24 protein-coding genes are annotated in these 20,264 nt (G+C 43.5%); 11 read left to right on the plus strand and 13 right to left on the minus strand.

The features are described 5' to 3' along the window. The first annotated feature begins 131 nt into the window (after nucleotides 1-131). Nucleotides 132-782, plus strand: a complete 651-nt coding sequence (locus AAEO56_RS06585) for a peptidoglycan-binding protein LysM (RefSeq protein WP_341696241.1) — start codon at nucleotides 132-134, stop codon at nucleotides 780-782. 23 nt (nucleotides 783-805) lie between these two features. Here AAEO56_RS06585 and AAEO56_RS06590 read toward each other — a convergent pair whose 3' ends face one another. From AAEO56_RS06590 to dnaA, 6 genes are all read right to left on the minus strand, one after another. After that, nucleotides 806-1,216 (minus strand): hypothetical protein, encoded by a 411-nt coding sequence (locus tag AAEO56_RS06590; RefSeq protein ID WP_341696242.1) that lies wholly within the window; start codon nucleotides 1,214-1,216, stop codon nucleotides 806-808. A gap of 199 nt (nucleotides 1,217-1,415) precedes the next feature. After that, on the minus strand, nucleotides 1,416-2,594 hold the full coding sequence (gene nhaA / locus AAEO56_RS06595) for a Na+/H+ antiporter NhaA (protein ID WP_341696243.1): 1,179 nt from the start codon (nucleotides 2,592-2,594) through the stop codon (nucleotides 1,416-1,418). Nucleotides 2,595-2,685: 91 nt separating this feature from the next. Continuing rightward, complete coding sequence (locus AAEO56_RS06600) at nucleotides 2,686-4,257, minus strand: vWA domain-containing protein (protein WP_341696244.1); 1,572 nt, start codon at nucleotides 4,255-4,257, stop codon at nucleotides 2,686-2,688. 119 nt (nucleotides 4,258-4,376) lie between these two features. Continuing rightward, the gene (locus AAEO56_RS06605) at nucleotides 4,377-5,093 is read right to left on the minus strand and encodes an SAM-dependent methyltransferase (protein WP_341696245.1); all 717 of its coding nucleotides are present in this window, start codon (nucleotides 5,091-5,093) and stop codon (nucleotides 4,377-4,379) included. Beyond that, the gene (locus AAEO56_RS06610; protein ID WP_341696246.1) at nucleotides 5,090-5,554 is read right to left on the minus strand and encodes a low molecular weight protein-tyrosine-phosphatase; all 465 of its coding nucleotides are present in this window, start codon (nucleotides 5,552-5,554) and stop codon (nucleotides 5,090-5,092) included. Before AAEO56_RS06610 ends, AAEO56_RS06605 begins: the two co-directional genes overlap by 4 nt. Nucleotides 5,555-5,557: 3 nt before the next feature. Then, entirely contained in the window at nucleotides 5,558-6,985 is a 1,428-nt protein-coding gene (gene dnaA, locus AAEO56_RS06615) for a chromosomal replication initiator protein DnaA (RefSeq protein WP_341696247.1), read from the minus strand. Between the two features lie 188 nt (nucleotides 6,986-7,173). On the opposite strand from dnaA, the gene AAEO56_RS06620 reads away from it, so the two are divergent. Next, the gene (locus AAEO56_RS06620; protein WP_341696248.1) at nucleotides 7,174-7,578 is read left to right on the plus strand and encodes an acyl-CoA thioesterase; all 405 of its coding nucleotides are present in this window, start codon (nucleotides 7,174-7,176) and stop codon (nucleotides 7,576-7,578) included. 60 nt (nucleotides 7,579-7,638) lie between these two features. Here the strand turns inward: AAEO56_RS06620 and AAEO56_RS06625 are convergent, their stop codons facing one another. Continuing rightward, the gene (locus AAEO56_RS06625) at nucleotides 7,639-8,250 is read right to left on the minus strand and encodes an IMPACT family protein (protein WP_341696528.1); all 612 of its coding nucleotides are present in this window, start codon (nucleotides 8,248-8,250) and stop codon (nucleotides 7,639-7,641) included. 94 nt (nucleotides 8,251-8,344) lie between these two features. Between AAEO56_RS06625 and AAEO56_RS06630 the strand changes: the two genes are divergently transcribed. The 3 genes from AAEO56_RS06630 to AAEO56_RS06640 are packed head-to-tail and all read left to right on the plus strand — an operon-like array spanning nucleotide 8,345 to nucleotide 9,863. After that, nucleotides 8,345-8,689, plus strand: coding sequence for a hypothetical protein (locus AAEO56_RS06630; protein ID WP_341696249.1), 345 nt, complete (start codon nucleotides 8,345-8,347; stop codon nucleotides 8,687-8,689). 4 nt (nucleotides 8,690-8,693) lie between these two features. Continuing rightward, entirely contained in the window at nucleotides 8,694-9,281 is a 588-nt protein-coding gene (locus tag AAEO56_RS06635) for a transglycosylase domain-containing protein (protein WP_341696250.1), read from the plus strand. A gap of 15 nt (nucleotides 9,282-9,296) precedes the next feature. Beyond that, entirely contained in the window at nucleotides 9,297-9,863 is a 567-nt protein-coding gene (locus AAEO56_RS06640) for a hypothetical protein (RefSeq protein WP_341696251.1), read from the plus strand. Nucleotides 9,864-10,019: 156 nt separating this feature from the next. Here the strand turns inward: AAEO56_RS06640 and AAEO56_RS06645 are convergent, their stop codons facing one another. After that, nucleotides 10,020-10,637, minus strand: coding sequence for an HAD family hydrolase (locus AAEO56_RS06645; protein ID WP_341696252.1), 618 nt, complete (start codon nucleotides 10,635-10,637; stop codon nucleotides 10,020-10,022). After that, nucleotides 10,630-11,727 (minus strand): bifunctional diaminohydroxyphosphoribosylaminopyrimidine deaminase/5-amino-6-(5-phosphoribosylamino)uracil reductase RibD, encoded by a 1,098-nt coding sequence (ribD, locus tag AAEO56_RS06650; RefSeq protein WP_341696253.1) that lies wholly within the window; start codon nucleotides 11,725-11,727, stop codon nucleotides 10,630-10,632. The genes AAEO56_RS06645 and ribD overlap by 8 nt, the downstream gene beginning before the upstream one ends. 53 nt (nucleotides 11,728-11,780) lie before the next feature. On the opposite strand from ribD, the gene AAEO56_RS06655 reads away from it, so the two are divergent. Both AAEO56_RS06655 and prmC read left to right on the plus strand, forming a co-directional pair. Further along, on the plus strand, nucleotides 11,781-12,278 hold the full coding sequence (locus AAEO56_RS06655) for a GNAT family N-acetyltransferase (RefSeq protein ID WP_407934955.1): 498 nt from the start codon (nucleotides 11,781-11,783) through the stop codon (nucleotides 12,276-12,278). A gap of 96 nt (nucleotides 12,279-12,374) precedes the next feature. Further along, complete coding sequence (gene prmC, locus AAEO56_RS06660; RefSeq protein ID WP_341696254.1) at nucleotides 12,375-13,220, plus strand: peptide chain release factor N(5)-glutamine methyltransferase; 846 nt, start codon at nucleotides 12,375-12,377, stop codon at nucleotides 13,218-13,220. A 71-nt stretch (nucleotides 13,221-13,291) separates the two neighbouring features. Here the strand turns inward: prmC and AAEO56_RS06665 are convergent, their stop codons facing one another. Then, on the minus strand, nucleotides 13,292-14,530 hold the full coding sequence (locus AAEO56_RS06665; RefSeq protein ID WP_341696255.1) for an ABC transporter permease: 1,239 nt from the start codon (nucleotides 14,528-14,530) through the stop codon (nucleotides 13,292-13,294). 180 nt (nucleotides 14,531-14,710) lie between these two features. Here AAEO56_RS06665 and hisS point away from each other — a divergent pair, with 180 nt between their 5' ends. Then, on the plus strand, nucleotides 14,711-16,135 hold the full coding sequence (gene hisS, locus AAEO56_RS06670; RefSeq protein WP_341696256.1) for a histidine--tRNA ligase: 1,425 nt from the start codon (nucleotides 14,711-14,713) through the stop codon (nucleotides 16,133-16,135). Between the two features lie 41 nt (nucleotides 16,136-16,176). Here the strand turns inward: hisS and AAEO56_RS06675 are convergent, their stop codons facing one another. From AAEO56_RS06675 to AAEO56_RS06685, 3 genes are all read right to left on the minus strand, one after another. Beyond that, a complete protein-coding gene (locus AAEO56_RS06675) occupies nucleotides 16,177-16,407 on the minus strand; it encodes a hypothetical protein (protein ID WP_341696257.1) in 231 nt (76 codons plus the stop codon). Nucleotides 16,408-16,570: 163 nt separating this feature from the next. Beyond that, nucleotides 16,571-16,804 carry a hypothetical protein gene (locus AAEO56_RS06680; RefSeq protein ID WP_341696258.1) on the minus strand — a complete coding sequence of 78 codons (234 nt, stop codon included), beginning with the start codon at nucleotides 16,802-16,804 and terminating at the stop codon, nucleotides 16,571-16,573. A 163-nt stretch (nucleotides 16,805-16,967) separates the two neighbouring features. Further along, nucleotides 16,968-17,585: a hypothetical protein gene (locus AAEO56_RS06685; RefSeq protein WP_341696259.1), complete on the minus strand. Its 618-nt coding sequence runs from the start codon at nucleotides 17,583-17,585 to the stop codon at nucleotides 16,968-16,970. 151 nt (nucleotides 17,586-17,736) lie between these two features. On the opposite strand from AAEO56_RS06685, the gene AAEO56_RS06690 reads away from it, so the two are divergent. The 3 genes from AAEO56_RS06690 to AAEO56_RS06700 are packed head-to-tail and all read left to right on the plus strand — an operon-like array spanning nucleotide 17,737 to nucleotide 20,228. Next, nucleotides 17,737-18,036 carry a hypothetical protein gene (locus AAEO56_RS06690; RefSeq protein WP_341696260.1) on the plus strand — a complete coding sequence of 100 codons (300 nt, stop codon included), beginning with the start codon at nucleotides 17,737-17,739 and terminating at the stop codon, nucleotides 18,034-18,036. Nucleotides 18,037-18,094: 58 nt separating this feature from the next. Further along, complete coding sequence (locus AAEO56_RS06695; protein ID WP_341696261.1) at nucleotides 18,095-19,258, plus strand: PQQ-dependent sugar dehydrogenase; 1,164 nt, start codon at nucleotides 18,095-18,097, stop codon at nucleotides 19,256-19,258. Nucleotides 19,259-19,262: 4 nt separating this feature from the next. After that, the gene (locus tag AAEO56_RS06700; RefSeq protein ID WP_341696262.1) at nucleotides 19,263-20,228 is read left to right on the plus strand and encodes a beta-propeller domain-containing protein; all 966 of its coding nucleotides are present in this window, start codon (nucleotides 19,263-19,265) and stop codon (nucleotides 20,226-20,228) included. Nucleotides 20,229-20,264: the final 36 nt, after the last annotated feature.

Below are 20,264 nucleotides of genomic sequence, written 5' to 3' on the forward strand. Positions count from 1 at the left end.
ACCGATTAATTGCCTTAACATTTTGTTAAAGTTGCCTGTGAGGGTAAGTGGTTGTAAATCAGGTCGCTATTTTTTTGTATATTTGCTCCGGTGAAATTCATGGGGTGACAGGCCATGAGAAATAAAAACACATGATAAAAAGATGGGCATATTTTTTAAGCTTAGCCGCATTCATTACAATTGTAAGTTCCGGTTTTAAAGCAAAAGATGTAAAGCAGTTTGGGAAAATCGAAGGATTTCACTTAGCTGAAAATGAAATTACCAACTACACAGTACCTACAATTGACGAAACCGCACAGGTTAACCTCAATTTTCCCTTTACCGGAAAATCCTATATCGGATTTAAGCAGGCGGTAGGAATTAAAGAATCACAAGGCCTTTACAAGCTTGTCAGCCGTTACGGCTACATGGGCAAATACCAGTTTGGTAAATCTGCATTGCGTGCCCTGGGCATTAAAGACACAAAAAATTTCCTTAACAACCCCGGACTCCAGGAACGTGCATTCAAAGCGCTTCTATCCAAAAACAAATGGGAGCTTCGCAATGAGATCAGCAGGTTCGAAGGAAAAGTGATTAAAGGCGTTAAAATAACAGAATCAGGTTTGCTGGCAGCAGCACACCTTTCTGGCGCCAACTCTGTGAAGAACTTTTTAAACAGCAACGGCAAAATAGGTTTCCGTGATGGTTTTGGCACTTCCCTTAAAAGTTATATCAAAAAATTCGGGGGATATGATACTTCCAATATTATAGCCCACCCGGAACCTAAGGTAAGGCTTAAATAAAAAAATTAAAAAAATAAACCCTGCTAATTTGCAGGGTTTATTTTTTTTAATGCTTCAAATTGCTTTTCTGTTTCATCAAGCCTTACTTCCTGCTCATCCAGCATTTTATCAGTTTTGCTCAATAACAGCCTGTTATTGGTAGCTTTTAATTTCAGGAAATGTTTTTCTGAAAGGTTGTTGATGTGGTTCTTTTTCAGCTGGTTCAAAAGTTGTGAATAGGTCATCCCGTCTTTATACTCCTGCTTCAATGCATCATTTTCAATGATATACTGGGTAACGGCATCCTGGACATTTAATGATTTTACCCTGATGCGCCTGTATTTGGCTAATAAGGCCTTTTTGTTTTCCTTATACTTTGGGCGGGAATTGATAAAATAGAATAACAGTAGGAGCAGCAAGACGCCTGCTCCAATGATTTCAGGTAGATTGGACATATTTTTAGTAGTTGGTGCGGTGCTAATTTACTACTAAATCCGATAAATAAACCTACAAAATATGCTATTTGTTAAAATTTATTATTTTGATAAAAAACGAATTCCCAACTTAACAATTTAGTTATACAGGCCCGTAGTTTATACGTTTTTTGAGGGCTTACAGGCCTTTTTAAAGGCAGGCAATGCGCTGTGACAATGTTTATTTTTCACTTTTTGCGCTATTATACCGATGCAATACCATAAAACCGGCAATACCTGCTAAGAGCGAAGCTATAAGTATTGCAAATTTTGCCTCTGTCTGGTGGCCTGCATCATTAAATGAAAGCAGTGCGATAAAGACAGACATTGTAAATCCGATGCCTCCTAACAATCCCAGGCCGAGAACGTGCACCCATTTTGTTTTCTCAGGTAGTTCCGATAATCCCGATTTTACAGACAGCCACGACATAAGGAAAATCCCGGCAGGTTTGCCAAGGAACAGCCCCAAAACAATGCCGAGCCCCATATTCCCGAGAAGGCCCCCGGGCATATTGCTTTCAAAAGTTATATTTGTATTGGCAATGGCAAAGATGGGCATGATGATAAAGTTGACCGGCTTAGTAAGCGCATGTTCCAGTTTTTCAAGCGAGGATTCGGTGTCGTCTTCTGTCGTAGGGAGTGTTAGTGCGGTAAGTACACCGGCAATTGTGGCGTGGATACCGGAATGATGGATGAAATACCACATTACGATGCCCGGTAGTACATAGAAAAATATATTCTTTAATCCCATACGGTTAAAGGCTATCTGCAGCAGGAAAATCCCGCCGGCATACATAAGATAATCGGTATGCAGTTCCGACGAGTAAAAAATAGCTATTACAAGTATGGCAATAAGATCGTCTACGATGGCGAGCGCTGCCAGGAATATCTTGATGCCGGAAGGTACTTTGTCGCCAAGGAGTGATAATATGCCCAACGCAAACGCAATATCGGTAGCCATTGGAATTCCCCAGCCATTGGCAGTGGCTTCCCCACTGTTGAAAAGCGAATAGATAACAGCCGGCAAGACTACACCACCTATAGCGGCAAGCACCGGAAGCGAAGCCTGTTTCAAAGATGAAAGCTCGCCTTCAACAACCTCCCTCTTAATTTCAAGGCCTACTAACAGGAAAAATATGGCCATTAATCCGTCATTTATCCACAACAGTACAGGGTAGCGCAATTGCACAGTTTCGTTTTGAAAACCAAAAGGGTATTGCAGGAAATTTTCAAAACTGCCAGCCATTCCGGTATTGGCAATGCCCAACGAAACTGCTACACAAATTAGCAATAAGATCCCGCCCGCCGACGATGACCTGAAAAATGCGCTGAATACTGAGAGGTTTATAAGTTTTGCCATTATTACAAAAATACGAAATACAATAGAATACGGCAATTTTAAATAAGAAATTCCCCGAAAAACAGGGAGTTTGGTAAGTATGGGCGGTTAATTATTTACTGCTGATGATCCGTGCTTCTTCCACCAGCGACAGGAATTCTGTTTTGTATTCGTCGGTCCCTGCAAAACCATCCTTTGCCAGCTGCTGCACCATTTTATAATCAAGCGAACCTTTGTATTTGGAATCGCGCAACAGCATACCAAAGCCTGCTACAGCCGAAACAAATTTGGAATCCTTCGTGGCCTGGCTCCATGGTACAGACTTAGCTGCTACCGGTTTTTCAATCAGCAGGCTGGTGTTGGAATCAAGGGGTTTGTAGCGTAATTTAACGGTAAGTAATTCGTCTGTACCTGATAGGGTTTTGCCTGGTTCCTGGTATTTTAGCTTGTCGGTCGGTCGGTTTTCAAAAGCGATGCCTACAGGTACTACCTCATACAATGCTGTAACGCGGTGGCCTGCGCCAAGCTCCCCGGCATCTTTAAGGTCGTCATTAAAATCCTCATTGTTCATTACCCTGTTCTCATACCCGATAAGGCGGTAGGCCTGCACTTTTGCAGGATTGAATTCTACCTGTATTTTTACATCTTTAGCGATCACGAAGAGATTGGCGGTAAGCTCCTTCCCGAAAACTTTTTTGGCCTCCTTCATAGAGTCAATATAAAAGTAGTTGCCATCGCCCCAGTTGCTTATTTCTTCCATGGTGCCGTCTTTATAATTGCCCATCCCAAACCCGCAGATGGTAAGGAAAATGTCGTTCCCTTTGTTCTTTTCTATCAGTTCCATAAGGCCGGACCGCGAACTTACACCAACGTTAAAATCGCCATCGGTAGCCAGTATTACCCTGTTGTTGCCATCTTTTATGTAATTGGATGCTGCGGTTTTATAAGCAAGTTCCAGCCCTTCGCCGCCTGCTGTAGAACCGCCTGCCTGAAGTCCTGATAATGCTTCTTTTATCGCGTTTTTATTATCAACCGAAGTAGAAGGCAGTACCAGTCCGGCGCTGCCTGCATAGGTAATGATAGAAACACGGCTGCCGGGGCTCAGGTTGTCCACCATCATCATAAAGGCATCGCGAAGCAAAGGCAGCTTTTCGGGCGATTCCATTGAGCCGGAAGTATCCAGCAGGAATACCAGGCTGGAAGGCTTCAGGTGCTCATAATCAGGCGATTTTCCCTGTAGCCCGATTCGTACTAACTGGTGACCATCTTTCCACGGAGTGTCCCAGACTTCTGTTGTAACGGAAAAAGGTTTATCATGCTCGGGCTGCGGATAGCTGTAATCAAAATAGTTGATGAATTCCTCTATTCGGACGGCGCCTTTTTCGGGCATCCTGCCCGCTTCAATGATACGGCGTACATTGGAGTAAGAAGCGTTATCAACATCTATAGAGAAAGTAGAGAGCGGATTGACCTTTGCTTCCTTAAAATCATTTTCTACAATATTGTCGTATTCTTCGGTGTTGTGTACTGCACCTTGGGCTTTTTCTTCATCAGCTTCCGATACCGACATTACAGCAGGCTCTGCCGTTGTTGTAGTTTCGTATTCTTCAGATTTTACAGAAGTTTTACAGCCTATTGCCATACATAGGCAGGCTGCAGCAAAAAATAACGAGGTGGGTCTCATGTGGGGTTGGTTTAATGGTTGATATTATTTTAATAATCAAATCATTAAATCAACGGATATTCTATTAAGAATATTTCATATTGTTACTACAATTTTTAAGTTTTGCAGTATTCCTTATTTTAATTAAACTTATGCACTATAAAAATGCATGGCCTGTTGTGCAAATCGACCTTTTCTTTTTTCCATTGCGCAATGGTTTTTGTCTTAATGTATTCTGTTGGGAGTGTGATATCGGCAGCAATGCACAGGTGTGTTGAAGGCTGTAGCGTATCCAGTATATCCTCAACAAATTTGTTATTACGGTAAGGCGTTTCCATAAAGATCTGTGACTGCTTTTTATCCTGCGATAGTTTCTCAAGGTTTTTCAGCGCACTTTTCTTATCCGATTTGTCTATGGGAAGGTAGCCATTGAATGCAAAGCTCTGCCCGTTCATGCCTGAGGCCATAAGGGCCAACAGGATAGAGGAGGGGCCAACTAGCGGAACCACTTGTATCCCTTTTTCGTGGGCTATCTTTACGATAACGGCACCGGGATCGGCGACACCCGGGCATCCGGCTTCCGACATTAATCCAACATTTTTCCCTTCAAGGCAGGGTTTTATAAAATCAAGATGCTCCGATGGCTCGGTATGCTTGTTAAGTAACGATAGTATCAGGTCGGGTTGTTTTTTGGTTGGGAGTATTGCCTTGATAAAGCGCCTTGCGGTCTTTTCGTTCTCAACGATATAATGGTCTATGAACTCAATAGTACGCGCAACGGTATCAGGAAGTACCTGTTTCGGGTCGGCATCGTCGCCAAGGGGTACAGGCAGGAGGTATAACTTTCCTAAAGTCATGCGTGTTCTTTTAAAAGTTTTTGGGCAACCAATTCGCAGGCTTCGTCCAGCATGTCATAAACTTTGTCAAATCCCTCTTGCCCGCCAAAGTAGGGGTCGGGTACATTCACATTCTGTCCGGGGAAAATCTCATCCATCATCAGCTTTACTTTTGCTTTTGCTTCAGCATGGGGTGCAAGCTGTGTTACGTCGCGCAGATTGGAGGTGTCCATAACATAAATATGGTCGAAGTGCTCAAAGTCGGATTGCTTTAGCTGACGCGCCTTTTGGCAGCTTATGTCGAGGCCGCGGTTTTTTGCCGTGAGTACCGACCTTTTGTCGGGTTGGTGCCCAACATGCCAGTCGCCTGTCCCGGCCGAATCGACAATGAATTTATCTGTCGGCAATTTGAATTGCAGGATGCCTTCTGCCAGCGGAGAGCGGCAAATGTTCCCGAGGCAAACCATCAAAATCTTAACCATGTATTATATGGATAGTTTCTTGTTGATATCGTCAACAAATTTGCGGAACTGCTTATCGGTAGTAACAAGGTTATCCACCGTTTTGCAGGCATGGAGCACAGTGGCGTGGTCACGGTCGCCTATCTGGGAGCCGATATTTGCCAAAGAAGCCTTTGTGAATTTCTTGGCGAAGAACATAGCAAGCTGCCTTGCCTGCACCACATGGCGCTTCCTGGTTTTTGACTGCAATGTATCTACATCAAGCTGGAAATAATCAGATACAACCTTTTGGATGTAGTCGATTGATATTTCGCGCTTTACATTCTTTACGAATTTCTCTACAACCATTTTTGCCAGCTCAAGGTTCACCTCACGCTTGTTGAACGATGACTGTGCTATCAGGGATATAATGGCCCCTTCAAGCTCGCGAACATTACTTTTGATGTTCTTGGCTACATATTCCACGATCTCTTCCGGCATTTCCACACCGTCGCGATACAATATATTATTAAGGATAGAGATCCTTGTTTCATAATCAGGCTGGTGCAGTTCGGCAGAAAGCCCCCATTTGAAACGGGAAAGCAGCCTTTGCTCAATATCCTGCATATCAACAGGGGCCTTATCTGATGTAAGGATTACCTGCTTACCGTTTTGGTGCAGGTGGTTGAAGATGTGGAAAAACACATCCTGCGTACCGGTCTTGCCCGAAAGGAACTGCACGTCGTCAATGATCAGCACATCTATCAGCTGGTAGAAGTGGATAAAGTCGTTACGGGTATTCCTTTTAACGGAATCAATATATTGTTGTGTGAATATTTCGGCAGAAATATACAATACGGTTTTTTCAGGGTATTTGTCTTTAATCTCTATACCAATGGCATGAGCAAGGTGGGTCTTGCCCAGTCCTACGCCGCCAAATATCAATAGCGGATTGAACGATGTACCGCCGGGCTTATTGGCTACAGCCAAACCTGCCGAACGGGCAAGCCTGTTGGAGTCGCCTTCGAAAAAGTTGTCGAAGCTGTAATTGGCATTCAGCTGCGATTCAATCTTTAAGTTCCTGATACCGGGTATGATAAAAGGATTTTTAAGCTCCGGGTTTTTATTTTGAAGGGGGACATCCACTTCCTGTGGCTTCATTGGCGAACGATGGGCACTTGGCAACTGCTCTGTAAAAGGCTGTTTATTGCCATAAGTGTTTTCCATCTTAATTTTATACAGTAGCTTTGCGCTGGTCCCGAGTTCTTTGGTAAGTGCTACTTTCAGCAGTTTCACGTAGTGTTCCTCCAGCCATTCGTAAAAGAATTTACTTGGAACCTGTATGTACAACGCGCTGTCGGTCAACTCAACTGCCCTGATAGGTTCGAACCAGGTTTTATAGGCCTGATCCTGGATATTGTCTTTTATGAACACAAGACAGTTGTCCCATACCGATTGAGCAGTTTTCGTCATACACTGAATATTAGTCGTTTATTAAAGGTTGTCTTACAAATTGGAAGGAATGAATTTCGTTCCGGTTCGGGAGAACAAATATGATAACAAAAAATTGTAAAAAAAAATTGTTTCCATATTGATTTTAATAAAAAAAAATTGTAAGCATTATTTAGGTTTTTTTAATAGAAAATTAACATTTAAAATATATGGAATTTCACGAATTTAATATACGTGTAAGGTATGCGGAAACCGACCAGATGGGCGTTGTTTATCACGGGAACTACGCACAATACTTCGAGATGGGGCGTGTTGAATGGCTTCGTAATCTGGGACTTAGCTATAGCTTTATGGAGAAGAACGGGATCATGCTTCCTGTCGTTTCTTTAACAATAAATTATAAAAAACCTGCCCGTTATGACGACCTTTTAACAGTGCGTACGATCTTCAAAAAACAGTCGTCTGTAAAGATAGAATTTGACTATGAAATCTATAGTGAAATGGGTGAGTTATTAACAACCGGCAACTCGGTTTTAGTGTTTGTAAACATGGAAACCGGCCGGCCTGTTTTACCACCTGATTATGTGCTGGAGAAGATAAATCCAGCCCCCTAACCCCCAAAGGGGGAACTCCCCCGGATGGTTTAGCAATCGTGGCAATTCCCCCTTTTGGGGTTAGGGGGCCTCGGTGGCTATTATCACTTCATACAAATTTCCAAATGCTGCTTCAACCGGGGCAGCATTTTTTTTGCGCGTGCTGATCACGATCTCGCAGTCCATTTCCATTTTTTGTGAAACGATGTCGAGGTTCTTCTCCTTAATAACACGCATCACTTTGTTCATATCCTTGTAGCCGAATTTTATGGTATAATGCACATCGATGGTTTTCTCCACAATATCCGAAGCCTCAAGCGCCATCTGCGCCCCAATTTTATAGGCCGATATGAGTCCGCCCACACCAAGCTTTACACCGCCTAAATAACGCACTACCACAACCAGTACATTGGTAACGCCAAACGACTGTATCTGCCCGTAAATGGGCATCCCTGCCGAATTGTTAGGTTCCCCATCGTCATTGGCTCGGTAATATACCTTTTCGGTACCCAGCTGGAAAGCATAGCACCAGTGACGTGCCGAATGATGCCGTTTTTTCACTTCCTCAAGGATAGCTTTCACTTCGTCTTCACTGCTTACAGGGAAAGCCAGCCCGAAGAACTTGCTGTTCTTTTCCTTGTACAGCGTTTCTTCAGAGGGTGAAGCAAGGGTTTTATAAGTGTCGTTTTCCATAAGGACTGCAAAGGTAGAAAATAAGTTTTCAGTCGCAGCCACAGTTTTCAGTTTGAGACGGAAAAATCGTTATACTTGTGGAAAGATTCTAAACATGAGTTCAGATACTTTTTATATAAAGGAAGGAAGCCACTTTAAGCTTTGGGTAAGCCTTAAAAACAAGATCTCTTTTGAGGCTGAGCTTATGGAGCAGGGTATTCCATACCATATTGATGATAATCAGTCGACATTGGGTAGTGACATACGCTATTTCCTGCCGGATGATTACCGGGAAAAAATCGATGCCATTATAATGGATATAGGTATTCCTGCATCTACAGATACTATCACTATGCATGATATTGCAGATAGCAGGAAAGTTCAAAAACTGTATTTGGTGGCGGTGCTTGCCGTTGTTTTATTATTAGTTATTATAGCGATTTTTGATATAAATAGTTAGGATTATGAATAAAACAAAGCGCATCCTTATTAAACTTGTCATGTTTTTTATGATTATTTTGGCAGGCAGCTACTGCTTCCTGGCATATGGGGCGTATTTTTCTTTTGACACATCACAAAGGGAAATAGCGATTGCTGCAGTAACTTCCTCACCAAACCTTCCCGATGATTTTGTAAAACTCTATATGGCAACACATCCAGGCTTAGAAGAATCTTTCCGGAGAACATTTGCAAGCAAGGTTTTTGGTGACGAATCCGATTGTCCATGTCAGGATGCAGCAGCAGATTTAGCGGTTAAAATGGCTTCAGGAAAGATTTATAAAATAGCACAGCTTACATTTTTTTTGGAAGAATATGTAACACAACGCCAGTGCCTCGAATTTTCCCTGAATAATACCGTATTTGCCTACAATACGAACAACATTCAGGAAGCGACCCGCTACTATTATAATAAGGAGCTTGAAAATCTGAATGATGATGAGATGCTTGAACTCATAGCAATGTCAAAAAATCCATATTTTTTTAATAAAAAAAATCACCCGAAAAGACTTGCTAAACAAGTGGAGCGTTTGAGGGAGAAGATGAAGAATTAATAATCCCTGAATACAATGAAAAACGCATTTAAAATATTCCTGCTGATAGCTGTTGTAGCAATGGCGGTTACTTTTGTATTTATATATTTTACAGGCGATGAAATGGGTACTGAGCATAAGCCTGAAACCAAAGTCATTACCGAAGCAGTACAAGTAACTCCACTTGAAAAAGAACTTAATAATGCCTTGAATGATCCTTTAATAGATGATTACTATAAGGAAACTTATACGAAAGGAAGGCTTGTCATAGCAGATGATGATAAGATGCTAACCATTACGGATAGCCTGTTCAGTAGGGATACAAAAAAGGATTTCTTCTATTTTATGGTTTTCACCAAATCGATGAATGGGTCTGACGGTTTTTATTCAGAAGCACTGGATTATTCGTCATATAGATTTGTCTTGAACCATACTGTAGCGTTTTCCAAATATTTTGCTGAATCACCTATTCTTAACGATAAAGATATGGAGAATTGGGCCCGCTATGTAATGGGCGAGGTATTTATTACACATGAAGTTAATGAATATGATGTTATCAATGACGAAGTCAAAGCTCTTAAGAATAAACTAGTAAAAATATGATGATAGCTATCAGGCTGTTATTAGCAAATTTGCCGGTAAACTGGACGAGAGCCTTAAACAATATAAATTGGTCAATTAATGATTGCTAAGGAAAGATCGCTTCGTGCCTCGCGATGACGTGTCCAACTGAAAACTGCGACTGCGACTGAAAACTGTCTAAACCTCATCCGGCTCTATTATTTTCTTGTCAAACAGGTCTACCACATCTTCTTCGCCTACCTGCAGGTTCCAAACGCGAAAGCCCAACGATTCGGCAGCATCGGTATTGAATTTTTTGTCGTCTACAAATAGCACACGCTTTGGCTGGATGTCATGGTTGTTAATAAGGTGTTCATAAGCTTCGCCATCCGGTTTCCGGTAGCCTATTTCATGGGAAAAATAGATCTTTTCAAAACACTGGTAAAAGTCACTATAGAAAGAAGCCCCGGCCTCCTGCTCAAACTTCTCTATATGGATAGGATCGGTATTGCTAAGCAGGAACAGGCGGTAATTGGCAGCCAGCTTTTGCAGGAATTCCAGCCGGTATAATGGGAAATCGGCAATACCCAGGTTCCAGGCCTCCTTTATTTGTTCCAGGGAGGCGTTATTGGTAAACGGCTGTATCCCTTTCAGGAAACCTTCTTCGTCAATCTTTCCGGTTTCCAGTTTTTTCTCCAGCTTTTCGAGGTCATCATTCCAGTCGTGCAGGCCAAGTTCTGCAAAAGCTGCGCGTTTCGCATCGCCATCCTTGTTTAAAAACACATCGCCCAAATCAAATATTATTGCGTTAACCATAATTCCTGAAAATTAAGAGTTCATCATTTAGTAGTTCCTGCCGGGTTACGGGCTTCCATTCAAAATCAGGAGCCTTCGTTCCGCCGTGCAAAACAGTGGTGCCTTTAAAAACTCTAGCTTCATCCCACAGCCCTGAATCTATAAACGTTTGCAGGGTCTGGCGGCCGCCTTCTACAATTACCGACAGCAGGTTGTACCTGTGTAAAACTGTTGCAATTGCATGTGGCAGGTTGTCATCAAAAGACACCTGTTCGTATAGCAGGTTCTCTAAGTTAGGTAAATCTGCCTGCTCTGTCAAGACAATTGTCTTTATTTTTTGATTTTTAACAAAATAATGATCTGATATTTTACCGGTTCTGTCCAGTACAATACGCACCGGATTTGGTCCATTCCAGTCACGCACATCCAGTTGCGGATTGTCGTCCAGCACGGTTTGGGTACCAACGAGTATGGCTGTTTCCTCACTGCGCCATTTATGTACCAGCTGCCGGGAATTGGTATTCGTGATCCATACAGGTTTCTTATCCCCTAACGATCCAACAGTCGAAGAATCTAATGTTCTGTTTAATGGGCTTAAATATCCATCGGCGCTTTCGGCCCATTTAAGTATAATATAAGGTCGCTGCTTTTCATGGAACGTAAAAAACCGCCTGTTGAATTCGCGGCATTCTTTTTCCAGTACGCCTACAACCACATTTTTTCCGGCTTCGCGAAGTTTCCGGATGCCATTGCCTGCCACTTTTTCATTGGGGTCTATGGTGCCAACAACTATATTCTTTATATGGTTATGGATTATAAGGTCACAGCAAGGCGGTGTTTTACCATAGTGGCTGCACGGTTCCAGGCTAACGTATAGTATGGCTTCAGGAATAAGGTGCCGGTCTGCTTCGGTAACCGAATTGATGCAGTTCACTTCGCCGTGTGGGCCGCCGTAAGGGGAGGTATGGCCTTCGCCAATGATCCTGCCATTATGTACCAGCACAGCGCCAACGGATGGGTTGGGCATTGCCGCACGCAATCCGTTCTGGGCAAGCTCGAGGCACCGCTGCATGTAGGTTTCGTGGGTCACTTTTTTCGTTGAAAGTTGCAAAGTCTCAAAGTTACAAAGTTTCCCGGCGTTACCAAAATGATTAGCTTTGCATCATGAGCATTATAATCAGGAAAATTTCAAAAGAAGACAACGCCGCGATTGCGAAAGTGATACGCGATGTACTTATTGAGCACAATGTGCCAAAAGTTGGTACCGCTTATGCCGATGTCTCGCTGGACTGTATGTTCGAGACCTATAACCAGCCCAATGCCGCTTATTTTGTCGTGGAAAAAGACGGCAGGGTTATCGGTGGGGCAGGAGCTGCACCTCTGGAAAATGGCCCCGTAGATACTTGCGAACTCCAGAAGATGTACTTTCTTGTGGAAGCACGCGGACTTGGCGTTGGCTCCCAAATGATAGCGAAATGCCTAAATACAGCTGTAGCTTTTGGGTTTGCCCAATGCTATCTCGAAACGATGCCGTACATGGAAGCCGCACAGAAACTATATTTAAAGAACGGATTTGAATACCTCGATGCCCCGATGGGCGATACCGGCCACAGCTCCTGCCAGGTGTGGATGTTAGCCCCCTTATCCCCAAAGGGGGAGTAAACGGAGTAATGTGTAACTCAGTATTTAATAGGCAAGAGTGTAGCTCCTCCCTCTCCTTTGGAGAGGGTTGGGGTGAGGCCAACTGAAACTCAAATAATGAAACTAAAAGACTACCGTACTTCTTTTCTCGAAAAACTAACTCCTTTATATGATGCTATGGAGGCAGAGAGCTTTTTCAATATTGCATTAGAGGAGTTGAAAGGATGGAAGCGCATTGATCTTGCCATGAACCCTGATGCGGTTTTGAAGGATGATGAGATTATACAATGGAACAATGTTCTTGAACAACTTGAAAAACACAAGCCCATACAGTATATATTTGGCAGGGCACATTTTTACGGTTTGGAGTTTGAAGTGGATGAGAATACCCTAATCCCCAGGCCGGAAACTGAAGAACTGGTGGAGTGGATCATAAAAGAAAATGAGTACAAGGGTCAAATAAAGATACTGGATATTGGTACCGGCAGCGGCTGCATTGCCATTTCGTTAGCGAAGAATCTTCCGGACGCCGAAGTTTTTGCCATTGATGTCTCGGAAAAAGCATTGGCTGTAGCCAAAAAAAATGCCGGCACTAATGGCGTTACCGTAAAGTTCTTACTTCAGGATATACTGGAAGCTGTGTCGCTCCCTGATACGTTTGATATCATTGTTTCAAATCCTCCTTATGTGCGCGAGCTTGAAAAGGCTGAGATTAATCCCAACGTTTTGGAATACGAACCCCATCTGGCATTATTCGTAACGGACTCCGACCCGCTTTTGTTTTACCGCAAAATAGCGCTCCTTGCAAAAAGTGGGCTTACGGAAAATGGCAGGCTTTATTTTGAGATCAACCAGTATTTGGGAAATGAAACGGTTGAAATGCTTGAGGAATATAAATTCAGTGAGGTTACTTTAAAAAAGGATATTTACGGTAATGACAGAATGGTTAGTGCTATTCGTTGACTTGGAAAGATCGCTTCGTTCCTCGAGATGACGGAAGCGCTGAAAAACTGCGACTGCGACTGAAAACTAAACTACTCATAACGCAGCGCCTCAACAGGATCAAGCCCGGCGGCCTTAACAGCAGGTGCAAGTCCGGAGACAAGCGTGACAAGTATTACCGTAACCAACGCCCATATGATCGCTTCCCATGGCATTGGGAATGCAATATTTAAAATCAGCGACACTCCCACGCCACCAACAAGCAATCCGAGGATTATACCTATTGCGCCGCCCATAAGGCTGATGATAAGTGTTTCGGTAAAAAACTGCATGGCAATGGTCAGTTTTGTTGCTCCCAATGATTTTCGTACACCGATCTCGCGGGTTCGTTCAGTTACCGAAACAAGCATAATATTCATAAGCGCTATAGAGGAACCAAAAATGGTTATTATGCCAATTACCCATGCGGACATACCAAGGAACGATAGCTCTTCGATCATCTGCTTTAAAAGTTCATCACTGCGCTCGATGCCGAAATCATCTTTCGCAACAGGGTTAAGCCTGCGCACGCGGCGCATGGTGAGTTCAGCTTCATCTACCGCAGATGCCAGCATATCACCGTTTGCGATCATTACCTTAACTTCATAGTCGATCCTTGGTGCTGTAAAAAGCGAACGTGCCACCTGTATCGGGATGATGAGCCTTAAATCCTGGCGGCTGCCAAAGGTAGAGCCTTTCTCCTTTAGTACACCGATCACCTTAAACCTTGCCCCCCTTACCGAAACGGTTTTCCCGATAGGGTTCATATCTTTAAAAAGCCCTTTCTCGAAGTCGGAGCCAACAATACATACATAATTGTTATTACTGATATCGAAATTGTTGAAGTTCCGCCCGCTCGTGGTTTCAAGGCCGGAGTTGGGCAGAAAGTATTCGTCTGCACCCAATATCGTGATCTCCGGATCTGTTTTTCTGTCCTCATGTTTTACTTCGGCATTACTGGCTGCGGTAAACGAAAGCGATGTGGCCGCCGAAGGGTACGTGTATTTTTCCTGGAATTCCTTTGCCTGCGGGTAGCTGATTATCGGGTTTACCTTTGTGTTCTCATTGTCTATTTGCTGCGAAAAATCGTAACGTGAAATAGAGAATGTGTTGGCACCCATAGACGAAAAGTTCCCCATAATGCTGCTCTTCAGCACGGCCACCGCAGCGAGTATTCCTACCAATGCAAATATACCGATGCCGATAATGAGTACGGTCAATGAGGTGCGGAGCTTCTGGCTCCTTATAGAATCGAAGGCTATTTTACTATTCTCCCTGATCAGGCTGAACATAGAATGTCGTTTTAAGGCACTAATGTACGTAATTATTTCAGATTTTAGATTTTAGATTTCAGATTGAGCTTCACTCTTGCCGCATAAGATTACGCATGATTTACAGGGTTTGAGTGGAATCTGAAATCTGAAATCTAAAATCTGAAATGACTATATTTGCACAAACGTAATTTCGATAAAATGGCACAGAAACCGGGTATTCCAAAAGGCACAAGAGATTTCTCACCCTCAGAGGTGGCTAAACGTCAATATATTATAGGGGCGATAAAACATCATTTCGAGACTTTTGGGTACCAGCCTATCGAAACGCCTACGTTTGAGAATTCCGAAACCCTGATGGGAAAATATGGCGAGGAAGGCGACAGGCTTATTTTTAAGATACTCAACTCGGGTAATTTCTTTTTCGATAAGAAGAAAATCGAACTGCCTGATTCACTTGAAGAGCTATTGGTAAATTCTTCTGAAACCATTACTACGGAACAGTTAGTTGAATTGAATAAGTTCACAGGAAGGATATCCGAAAAAGCCCTGCGATACGACCTTACCGTACCATTTGCCCGCTATGTGGTACAGCACCAGAATGAGATCGAGTTCCCATTCAAACGCTACCAGATACAACCCGTATGGCGTGCCGACCGTCCGCAGAAAGGCCGTTTCCGCGAGTTTTACCAGTGCGATGCCGATGTGGTAGGTTCGACCTCATTATGGCAGGAAGTGGAGTTGGTGCAGTTATACGATAATGTATTTACAACGCTTGGCCTTAATGGCGCAGCGATCAAAATAAATAATCGCAAGGTACTTTCCGGCATTGCTGAGGTTATTGGAGCAAAAGACAAGCTGATCGATTTTACCGTCGCATTAGATAAGCTGGATAAGATAGGCGAGGACGGCGTTAAGAAAGAAATGCTCGAAAAAGGCATTACCGCTGATGCTATTCAAAAAGTCCAGCCGCTGTTTAATTTTACAGGGACAATATCTGAAAAGCTTGAAAAACTGGCGGAACTGCTTGCTTCTTCGGAAGAAGGAATGAAAGGTGTTGAAGAGCTGCGTTTCATTTGCGAAAATGTAATGGAAATTGGCCTTGGAAAAAGCGAGCTTGACCTTGACGTTACCCTTGCGCGGGGTTTGAACTATTATACCGGTGCGATATTCGAAGTTACCGCACCGAAAGAAATAGCGATGGGATCTATTGGCGGCGGCGGCAGGTATGATGACCTAACCGGAATCTTCGGGTTAAAGAATATGAGTGGTGTGGGCATATCTTTCGGACTGGACAGGATCTATCTTGTTCTTGAAGAGTTGGGGCTTTTCCCTGCTACCGTTACCGAAATCACAAGGGCATTGTTTATAAATTTTGGCAACAAAGAAGCGCTATACGCGATGAAGGCGGTGAATGAATTGCGAAAATCGGGCATCAAGGTAGAAATGTATCCTGATGCCGCCAAGATAGGGAAGCAGTTCCAGCATGCCGACAAGCGGGGGATACCTTTCGCTGTACTGACAGGCGATGCAGAGATGGAAGCGGGAACGTTCACGCTGAAGGATCTGGCTTCAGGTACACAGGAAAGCGTGAGCCTGGCAGAACTTGCTGAAAAGATAAAATAAAAGAAACCCTGCCGCAAAGCAGGGTTTCTCGGTATATAGAGTTATAGCTCTATTATATGTATTTTATTTTTCGGTATAGTATCCGAAGTGTCTTCCACTATGGCGATGCCTAAAATCTCAAAAGGGCGCTCTATGGTTTCGTGTATCCTGATGTAGTCGAGAGCCAGGGCATCGAAACTTTCGGGGTGTAGTGCTATCACCACGCTATCTGTTAATTCATTCTCAATAATAAAATTCCTCATTCCGTCAAAATTCATCATGCTGCTGTACATAGCTACTTTTTTAGTTGTTGAAAATATAGCGCAAGCAGGCGAAAATATCTTACTTATGTGTTATGCAATTGGCCAAAATACTTACAAAATTGCCCAATGAAAAATCCCGTTCAGTTGCGTGAACGGGATTTTTGATAATTTTTGTAAGATGAGTAAACCGTGCTTATCCGACCATGTCAAGTACCTGCACGAGGTTTTTAGGAACGCTTCCCGTATTGTCCTGCAGGATCTCGATCCCAAGGATTTCAAAAGGGCGTTCAATTTGGTTGCCATTGATGTCAAGATAATCCATTACCAAATCGTCAAAACTGTCAGGGTGAAGCGATAGTGCTACGCTGTCAGTCAATTCTCTTTCAATAATAAAATTCCTCATTCCGTCGTAAGTAATTTTTTCCATAAGCCTAATTAAGTTTATAAGTTTAATTCATATAAATGTAAGAAGAGGCTTTGGTAAAATCGCAATAAAAACTGTTAAAAGTTAATATTTTAACATTGACAGGCTATTTTGTTTGGATTAATGTATAAATTCTTGTTAAAATTATTAAATGGTATTGAAATTCTTACAGGAACTCAACCATCCCATTGCCTTTGTCGCCGGTTTTGACAGTTTTATTTTGTGTACTGCTCCAGTCGATGCCCGGAAATTTCCTCATAAATTCAGCCATGTCCCGCTCAAAAGAGCCTGAGACGAATATTTTAGGTGTCCCCGCTTCAGCCTTGTCCTTGTAATTGAGTTCCCCTATATACGCTATTTCTCCTTTTTTTATTTCAAAAGGTATGGCGAATTTGCGGCTATTGGTCAGCGTGCCCATAGGGCCTATATGGTCAAGGTGATTGTACTGTGTGAAAGCGTAGCTGCCGGGATCTGCTTCAATAATAAAGAGATAGGTTTTACTGTCGTTAAAATCTCCGGTAAAATTCCTGCCGTTCTCCCTTCCTGCCTTCATCATTATTTTCCCGGCATTGCGCCTTACGAATTTTTTGTCGCCGGATGTTGGGCCATAGAAAAATCGGTAAATATCATTGGCCGGCGTATCGCCTTCAAAAGTAATGGTACCGATGGCAAGGCCTTTCTCTGAAGCAGCACTGAATGATTGTGGCGCGTTAGTTCCGGAAGAGGCCGAATCGCAGCCTGTCAGGATAAGCAGCAGCCCGCATAAAGCAAGTAATTTTTTCATAGAAATTTGATTAAAACGTAAAGATAGGAAGGCTTTTTTAGTTTAACGTAACCTTATAACTAATTAACATTACGCTGTATATTGCTTAACAGCAAGGCCGGTACCTTTACACTTCATCCGATTATAAAGTATTAATTCTAAATCTATTATTATGGCAATTTTGAAAAACGACCACTCTGAAGGTAAGGTAGCAAAGGCTATCGAAAACCAGACATCAAAACTTCCTTCCGACATTTTCCTTTGGGCCGCATTAGGCGCGATGGGTGCTTCTGCAACCCTGAAAGTTATCGGCAAAAGCCACACAGCACTATTTGTGGGGCAATGGGCGGCACCATTCTTATTGCTTGGTGTGTACAACAAACTGGTGAAGCTTGAAGGCCATGATGCTCAGGACAATCATCCTTTGAGTCGCTATGCCGAGCCAGACACAGATACCGACATTACGGTATAATCTTATTGGCCTGCATACTATGTTTGCAGGCCTTTTTTTAATTATAATACTCTATGTCATGAAAATTACTTTGAAAATAGCCTTGTTTTTGGTTTTCGCACCTGCCGGGATGCATGCCCAGAAGGGTATCCCTCCTAAAGAGGATACTAAAACAACGGTAACAACCAACTACCCCACGCAAATTGAATTCAGCCCTGCAATGGTAAACGAACTGAAGGTTCCCAATGGGTGGCAGGCAACCGTAGCAGCAACAGGGCTGGGTAAGCCACGGATGCTTTATAACGGGCCTAATGGCGAACTGTACATCACACGTCGCGATGCTGGGGATGTGCTGATGCTGAAGGATACCAATAAAGACAATAAATTTGAAGACATGACCCGTGTGGCCGATTTTCCGGGTGTACACGGTATTACAGCCAAAGATGGTTACATGTACCTCTGCAATAATAATAAGGTGCTGCGCTACAAGATGAATACCGACGGTACTCTTGGCGCTGTCGCGGATACACTGATAAAAGACCTGCCCAGCGGGGGCCAGCATGCCAACCGGACTATGGACTGGGGCCCTGACGGCAAACTGTACATATCTGTAGGGAGCGTTTGCAATGACTGCAAGGAAAGCGACAAGGAAACTGCGGCGATGCTCCAGGTGGACTCGGTTACCTGGAAAAGGAAATTATATGCATCCGGCCTGCGCAATACTATCGGCTTCGACTTTCACCCTGCTACAGGGGAAATGTGGGGTGTTGATAATGGCGGGGACTACAAAAGCGACGAGTGGCCTCCCGAAGAACTCAACCACATTGTAAAGGATGGCAATTACGGATTCCCGTTTGCTTATGGCAACAGGGTTGTAGATGAAACCCGCGAAGACCCTGTTGGCAACACCAAAGAAGGATGGGCCGCAGCAACTATGACTGCCATATTGGAGTTTCCGGCCCACAGCGCCCCGATAGCATTTGCTTTTTTTGACAATGGTGCCAATAAAGGTGACGCATTGGTGTGCTGGCACGGATCATGGAACAGGCAGGTGCCATCAGGTTTCAAGGTGCAGCGCATTAAATATAAGGATGGCAAGCCTACAGGCACCGAGGATTTCCTGAGTGGGTTCCTGAAAGGCAACGAACGCTTCGGACGGCCTGCAGGAATTATTATATCGGGCAACACCGTATACGTTTCTGATGATGCTAACGGGGTAATTTATTGTATCAAACAAAAATAAGAGTATGAAAAATTATATAGCAGGGATAATACTGGCATATTCTGCAATTGCAGTGGCGCAGGATAAACCTACGGCAAGGATAGAATTTGAAGCCCCGGGTGCCTATCCGGAGGGCATAGCCTATGATAAGGCATCGAATGTATTTTATGTATCGTCTGCAAGGCTTGGAACAATTGGTAAAGTAGACCGTTCCGGAAAATATACGGCATTGTATACTGATGCCGCACTCAAGTCGACCTACGGGCTGAAGGTTCATCCCGACGGGAAGAGGTTATTTGCCTGTGTGGGGGATGCCAATTACAGCATATACAGCACGCCGGACACTAAGAAGAAAATGGCGCGTTTGATAAGTATCGACCTTAAAACAGGTAAAAAGCTGGCGGATACCGACCTATCTAAACTGGTGCCCGGTGAACACTTCCCTAATGATTTAACATTTGACGATAAGGGCAATGCATATATCACTGACAGTTTCGCCCATGCGATATATAAGGTAGATGCTTCGGGCAAGGCTTCTGTGTTTAGCAAAAGCGATCTATTTAAAACAGCAGGGGTGGGGCTTAATGGCATTGTGTGGCATCCGGGAGGATTCCTGCTGGCCACCGGTAATGGGCAGGGCTGCCTTTTTAAAGTGGACATCAATAATCCCGGCAACGTTACCAAAGTGAAGATCGACCAGTTCTTTCCGGGAGCAGACGGTATGCTGCTGAACGATGCAAATACACTGACTCTGGTACAGAATGGTGGTGTCGATAAAATATTCAGGATAAAATCGACTGATAACTGGGTGACAGCAAAGCCTGCCGAAGCAACACTTGCAGGAGACAGGTTCAAATACCCTTCAACAGCTGCCATAGCAGGTAACGAAACGTGGATCATGAATGCCAACTTCAGCGAACTGGGAGAAGGCAATAATGTCCCTTCGAAAAAATTTGATATACAAATGGCGGTATTCCGTCCGGTAAAATAGTTTTTTGCAAAGTTTTCAGGTACGTGAGGCCGGGGA

It is taken from the genome of Flavobacterium arundinis (assembly GCF_038289855.1).
GTDB lineage: Bacteria > Bacteroidota > Bacteroidia > Flavobacteriales > Flavobacteriaceae > Flavobacterium > Flavobacterium arundinis.

What these genes read in the sequence shown, in the direction of transcription:
- AAEO56_RS06630 (WP_341696249.1), top strand. Translation starts at nt 8,345, where the DNA reads ATGAGTTCAGATACTTTTTATATAAAGGAAGGAAGCCACTTTAAGCTT.
- AAEO56_RS06695 (WP_341696261.1), top strand. Translation starts at nt 18,095, where the DNA reads ATGAAAATTACTTTGAAAATAGCCTTGTTTTTGGTTTTCGCACCTGCC.
- prmC (WP_341696254.1), top strand. Translation starts at nt 12,375, where the DNA reads ATGAAACTAAAAGACTACCGTACTTCTTTTCTCGAAAAACTAACTCCT.
- AAEO56_RS06605 (WP_341696245.1), bottom strand. Translation starts at nt 5,093, where the DNA reads ATGACTTTAGGAAAGTTATACCTCCTGCCTGTACCCCTTGGCGACGAT.
- AAEO56_RS06585 (WP_341696241.1), top strand. Translation starts at nt 132, where the DNA reads ATGATAAAAAGATGGGCATATTTTTTAAGCTTAGCCGCATTCATTACA.
- AAEO56_RS06655 (WP_407934955.1), top strand. Translation starts at nt 11,781, where the DNA reads ATGAGCATTATAATCAGGAAAATTTCAAAAGAAGACAACGCCGCGATT.
- hisS (WP_341696256.1), top strand. Translation starts at nt 14,711, where the DNA reads ATGGCACAGAAACCGGGTATTCCAAAAGGCACAAGAGATTTCTCACCC.
- AAEO56_RS06680 (WP_341696258.1), bottom strand. Translation starts at nt 16,804, where the DNA reads ATGGAAAAAATTACTTACGACGGAATGAGGAATTTTATTATTGAAAGA.
- AAEO56_RS06700 (WP_341696262.1), top strand. Translation starts at nt 19,263, where the DNA reads ATGAAAAATTATATAGCAGGGATAATACTGGCATATTCTGCAATTGCA.
- AAEO56_RS06590 (WP_341696242.1), bottom strand. Translation starts at nt 1,216, where the DNA reads ATGTCCAATCTACCTGAAATCATTGGAGCAGGCGTCTTGCTGCTCCTA.
- AAEO56_RS06600 (WP_341696244.1), bottom strand. Translation starts at nt 4,257, where the DNA reads ATGAGACCCACCTCGTTATTTTTTGCTGCAGCCTGCCTATGTATGGCA.
- nhaA (WP_341696243.1), bottom strand. Translation starts at nt 2,594, where the DNA reads ATGGCAAAACTTATAAACCTCTCAGTATTCAGCGCATTTTTCAGGTCA.
- AAEO56_RS06675 (WP_341696257.1), bottom strand. Translation starts at nt 16,407, where the DNA reads ATGTACAGCAGCATGATGAATTTTGACGGAATGAGGAATTTTATTATT.
- AAEO56_RS06665 (WP_341696255.1), bottom strand. Translation starts at nt 14,530, where the DNA reads ATGTTCAGCCTGATCAGGGAGAATAGTAAAATAGCCTTCGATTCTATA.
- AAEO56_RS06685 (WP_341696259.1), bottom strand. Translation starts at nt 17,585, where the DNA reads ATGAAAAAATTACTTGCTTTATGCGGGCTGCTGCTTATCCTGACAGGC.
- AAEO56_RS06625 (WP_341696528.1), bottom strand. Translation starts at nt 8,250, where the DNA reads ATGGAAAACGACACTTATAAAACCCTTGCTTCACCCTCTGAAGAAACG.
- AAEO56_RS06635 (WP_341696250.1), top strand. Translation starts at nt 8,694, where the DNA reads ATGAATAAAACAAAGCGCATCCTTATTAAACTTGTCATGTTTTTTATG.
- AAEO56_RS06645 (WP_341696252.1), bottom strand. Translation starts at nt 10,637, where the DNA reads ATGGTTAACGCAATAATATTTGATTTGGGCGATGTGTTTTTAAACAAG.
- AAEO56_RS06610 (WP_341696246.1), bottom strand. Translation starts at nt 5,554, where the DNA reads ATGGTTAAGATTTTGATGGTTTGCCTCGGGAACATTTGCCGCTCTCCG.
- AAEO56_RS06690 (WP_341696260.1), top strand. Translation starts at nt 17,737, where the DNA reads ATGGCAATTTTGAAAAACGACCACTCTGAAGGTAAGGTAGCAAAGGCT.
- AAEO56_RS06640 (WP_341696251.1), top strand. Translation starts at nt 9,297, where the DNA reads ATGAAAAACGCATTTAAAATATTCCTGCTGATAGCTGTTGTAGCAATG.
- AAEO56_RS06620 (WP_341696248.1), top strand. Translation starts at nt 7,174, where the DNA reads ATGGAATTTCACGAATTTAATATACGTGTAAGGTATGCGGAAACCGAC.
- dnaA (WP_341696247.1), bottom strand. Translation starts at nt 6,985, where the DNA reads ATGACGAAAACTGCTCAATCGGTATGGGACAACTGTCTTGTGTTCATA.